Annotated in this window: 3 protein-coding genes; all 3 read left to right on the top strand. The window is 40.2% G+C overall.

What is annotated here, in order from left to right; genetic code table 11:
• Positions 1 to 77: 77 nt before the first annotated feature.
• Positions 78 to 1,139 carry a phospho-N-acetylmuramoyl-pentapeptide-transferase gene (gene mraY, locus IBX42_RS11935; protein ID WP_294933156.1) on the top strand — a complete coding sequence of 354 codons (1,062 nt, stop codon included), beginning with the start codon at positions 78 to 80 and terminating at the stop codon, positions 1,137 to 1,139.
• A complete protein-coding gene (murD, locus tag IBX42_RS11930; protein WP_294933155.1) occupies positions 1,139 to 2,338 on the top strand; it encodes a UDP-N-acetylmuramoyl-L-alanine--D-glutamate ligase in 1,200 nt (399 codons plus the stop codon). Before mraY ends, murD begins: the two co-directional genes overlap by 1 nt.
• Positions 2,338 to 2,894: phosphoribosylglycinamide formyltransferase (locus IBX42_RS11925; RefSeq protein ID WP_294933154.1), on the top strand; the 557-nt coding region annotated here is incomplete at its 3' end. The genes murD and IBX42_RS11925, both read left to right, overlap by 1 nt.

The following is a 2,894-nucleotide window of genomic DNA, read 5'->3' as shown; positions in this document are numbered from 1 at the left end:
CGAGAAAATTAGAGGTATTTACGAACTTTTTTACAAAAGTGCGTAAGGTCAGTTACTTTAATTAAGGACAATTAATTTTGCTATACTGGCTTTCAGAAATTTTTCATATAAATCTGCTTGGATACATAACGATTCGTGCCGGAATAGCTTTCTTTTTGGCACTTTTTTTTACTCTCTATTTGCTTCCTCGTTTTATAAGATGGGCACAGAGAACATCAAGTGTTCAGCCCATTAACAGCTGGGCGCCCGAGCGTCATCAAGGCAAAGCAAAAACACCGACCATGGGCGGGATAGTTTTTATTTTTTCAACTATTTTAGCCTCTTTGATTACTATAAAATTCTCAAACATCTATGCTCTTGGAGCGATTCTTACACTCTTTTTATTTGTTCTTATAGGCTTTAAAGACGACTATGCAAAAATCAAAAAAAACGAAAACCTTGCAGGTCTAAAAGCTAGAACCAAACTCTTTTTACAGATTGTCTCTGCAATTGCGATTGCCATGTTTTTGTATATAGCACCGGATTTCAACACAGACCTTTATATACCATTTATTAAAAATCCTGTATGTGACATGGGCGGATTTTCGGTTATCTTCTGGGTTCTTGTCATAATAGCCACTTCAAATGCAGTCAACCTTACCGACGGGCTTGACGGTCTTGCCACGGTACCATCCATCATAGCACTTACCTCATTTAGCATCATAATCTACATAACGGGAAATGCGGTAATCAGCTCCTACCTGCTTATGCCAAACATAAACATAGGAGAGGTGGCAATAGTCTCAAGTGCCCTTATTGGAGCGCTTACAGGGTTTTTGTGGTACAACTGCCATCCTGCGGAAATCTTCATGGGAGATAGCGGTTCTCTAACTCTAGGCGCATTCTTAGGCTACCTTGCCATTATCTCCAAAAGCGAGATTCTTCTTCTTCTTATCGGCTCCATCTTTGTCATAGAAACACTCTCAGTAATACTCCAAGTGGGAAGCTACAAACTGAGAAAAAAGAGAGTATTTTTGATGGCGCCTATTCACCACCATTTTGAGATGAAACATTGGGCGGAGAACAAGATAATCGTTAGATTTTGGATTATTGCCATTTTGTCCAACATCGTAGCCCTCATCTCACTAAAGATTCGCTGATGTTACGAGTCTCTCTCTTTGGATATGGCAAAACCACAAAAGCGCTGGCAAAAAAATATCCTAATTCAATCTTTTATGATGACAAATGCACAAAACCCTTTAAAGACGAGAACGGTTTTAAGGTAAAACCCTCATCCGATTTCAATCCAAAATACTCTGATTTGGAGGTTCCATCTCCCGGAATCCCTCCATCAAACCAGCTTATAAAAAAAGCAAAAAATCTCATAAGCGAGTATGATGTTTTTGCAGACATTGCTCCTCTATGTGTATGGATTAGCGGAACAAACGGCAAAACTACTACAACGCAGATGATGCAGCATCTGCTACAAGAGAGAGGCTCACAGGCAGGCGGCAACATCGGTACACCTCTGGGCGAGCTTGATTTAGAGGCAAGTTTGTGGATACTTGAGACAAGCTCATTTACAACCCACTACACAAACAGAGCCGCACCAAATATCTATGTACTGCTTCCTATAACACCCGATCATCTAAGCTGGCATGGGGATATGAGTGAGTATGTAAGCGCAAAACTAAAGCCTATCACTATGATGGGCGAGGGAGAGATTGCAATCATCCCCGAGGCATATAAAGATGTAAAAACAGCAGCCCATGTGATTAGCTACAAAGATGAGAGAGATTTGGCATCACGCTTTGAGATAGAGAGCGCAAAAGTAAACTTCAAGGGCGCATTTTTGATGGACGCGCTTTTGGCGATGGCGGTTGAGAAGATACTCTTTGACAGAGTGGATTATGAAAAAATCAACTCATTTGTTATTGACTCTCACAGGCAAGAGGAGCTAAGAGACTCCAAAAATCGCTTGTGGGTAAACGACACAAAGGCAACAAACCTTGATGCAACGATAGTCGCCATGAAGCGATACGAAGATCTACATGTACATCTGATTTTGGGCGGCGACGATAAGGGTGTTGATTTAAATGAACTCTTTGTATATCTGCAAAATTGTGATGTCAAGATTTACAATATTGGCTCAAACAAAGAGAAACTCTCAAATCTCGCACGCCAATACGGCGTAGAGTTTGAACTTTGCAAAAACCTCGCAGATGCAGTTGCAAAAATAGATAAAAATCTAAAAAATGACGAGGTCGCACTACTCTCTCCGGCAGCGGCAAGTCTTGATGAATTTACTTCATACGCACACAGAGGCGACTTGTTTAAAAACAGCGTAAAAGAGCTCTAGTGAAAAAAGTTGCAATACTCGCCTCACACAACGGAAGCGGGTTTAGCGCGCTTTATAAAGCCGCAGAGAAAAAAGAGATAGACATAGAGATTGTTTTAGTCATATCAAACAACTCAAACGCAACAGTTCTGCAAAACGCAACTGATTACGGCATAAAAAATCTGGTTGTAAACTCAAAAACAGATGCAAATCCTGATGAAAAAATAGAAGAACTTCTGCGCGAACAGAACTGCAAATATATTTTTCTATCAGGCTATATGAAAAAAGTAGGCGACAGCATAACAAAAAACTTTCAGGTTATAAACTCCCACCCGGCACTTCTTCCAAAATATGGTGGCTTAGGAATGTATGGCCGCCGCGTGCATGAAGCAGTAATAAAAAACAGAGAAAATGTGAGCGGTGTAACTATCCACGAAGTAGATACCGAGTATGACAGCGGAAAAATTATTCTGCAAAAAGAGTTAAAACTAAACATTGATGAGAGTGTAGATTCACTAGAAGAGAGAATAAAAAAGCTTGAACAGAGCGCCATTGTCGAAGCATTTAAAAAATATTT

Origin of the sequence: Sulfurimonas sp., from assembly GCF_014859695.1 — a bacterium.
Classification (GTDB): Bacteria; Campylobacterota; Campylobacteria; order Campylobacterales; family Sulfurimonadaceae; genus Sulfurimonas.
The sequence above is the reverse complement of the archived record's forward strand: the minus strand, read 5'-3'. Positions and strand labels throughout refer to the sequence as shown.

Excerpts from the sequence above, each read along its gene's own strand:
- murD (WP_294933155.1), top strand. The coding sequence starts at position 1,139 with ATGTTACGAGTCTCTCTCTTTGGATATGGCAAAACCACAAAAGCGCTG.